The sequence below is a fragment of the Collinsella sp. AF19-1LB genome (assembly GCF_003459655.1).
In the GTDB taxonomy this organism is placed as follows: Bacteria; Actinomycetota; Coriobacteriia; order Coriobacteriales; family Coriobacteriaceae; genus Collinsella.
Genome location: NZ_QRWO01000071.1, coordinates 1 through 1,462 on the forward strand (window position 1 = coordinate 1; position 1,462 = coordinate 1,462).

Sequence of the window (1,462 nt, forward strand, 5' to 3'; positions counted from 1 at the left end):
GGCTCTTCACGGAAATTTGGGGGATGAATAATTTTTAGGTAAAGAATGGAATCGGATAAGGGTAAAGAAATAATCCATGTTTCGGTACCCATATCCGATTCTTTTTAGTACCTTGATCTTATTATTGAATCCTTCAAGCTTCCCCGTATTGATAGGATACAGGGCATGAGCAGCCAGTCCCTTGATTCGCTTCTGCTTTTGCCGGGCAAACTTTACCAGGGCAGGAATCCCGCTCTCCAGTCCAGCCTGAATCCATTTTGTCCATCCGGCGAGAGCTTCTTCATAGTCAGTCAATGTGAACAGACGAGTCATCTCCTGCTTCATGGCATAACAAATCGCCAAATCCCTATGCTCGCTCAGGATATCCAACAGATGAGTTTTCTGCCTTTCATTCAGGTGGTCGTCCTTCTTTAACAGTATCCATCGGGATTTCTTTAATTCGGTATAAAGCTTCCTTTCTTCATGGCTCTTTTCCCTGGCCATCTTCTGGAGCTCTGGATTATTAGTTTCTTTCGTATATTCCTTTAATGCTTCTGCTTCCTGCCTATGCTTTTGTGCTTCCTCCAGGCGCACGGCTCCCATAACATCACGCCCAAACTGTGCCTGCATATGGTACCGGTCATAAACGATGGGGACCTTCGGACAATATTTCTGGAACAGCCTGTTAAAGGATGCGTTCATATCCATGGCCACCGCTTTTAGCCTGGAAAGAAGCGAAAGGTCAATGCTCTTAAAGAAGTGCTCAAAATCTGCCATGGAGCGGCCCAGGCCGGCCCACAAGATGAATCCCGTTTCCAAATCCATAACGCAGGTGGCATAGCGATGGCCCTTATGGATAGCGAACTCATCTACGGCCAAATACCGTGGGCGATAGTTACTTTTCTTCAGGCAGGTTTCAAAGGCAGCCAACGCCTTATCCATGATATGCTTTTGTATTTTCTGTATGGTACTCCAATGTACAGAGAGCATGGCCGAAATGGCAGAAATGGATGTATGACACTTAAGCAGATGGATAATCCACAAGGCCATATCCCAAGTAACGCGTGTGAAAGGGCATTGGCAGGGGATATCTTCCGTTATGGTCTCCCCGCAGGATGTGCAGCGGAATCTGTGCCCCGAGAACTCTATATACTTCTTTTGCTTAGGAAGATCTGGAAAATCCTTGATGAGTACAGAAAAAGCCCCATAACTATACATACGGGAGTGACAGTGCGGACAGGAAAAATCTCTGGCAGTCCGTAGACTGGTAACTCGGGTATGGCAATGAGGATTTGGATGGTTAGTGATATTTTCTGTGCGATAATATTGACAATTAAAAGTGATTTCATTATGGTAATAAAAGAGCATTATTCGACCTCCGTGCGTAGTTTTAGGCAACTTACATTTTGGAGTAGATAATGCTCTTTTTCAATGCCAATTTTATATGTTATTATTTTTATCCCACAAAAAAGCGTGAAGAACC

Annotated in this window: 1 protein-coding gene; it reads right to left on the reverse strand. The window is 44.5% G+C overall.

What is annotated here, in order from left to right:
- Positions 1–6: 6 nt before the first annotated feature.
- Positions 7–1,347: an ISL3 family transposase gene (locus tag DWX39_RS10770; RefSeq protein ID WP_117759944.1), complete on the reverse strand. Its 1,341-nt coding sequence runs from the start codon at positions 1,345–1,347 to the stop codon at positions 7–9.
- Between the last annotated feature and the right edge of the window lie 115 nt (positions 1,348–1,462).

Coding starts and splice junctions, on each gene's coding strand:
- DWX39_RS10770 (WP_117759944.1), bottom strand. CDS start 1,347: ATGCTCTTTTATTACCATAATGAAATCACTTTTAATTGTCAATATTAT.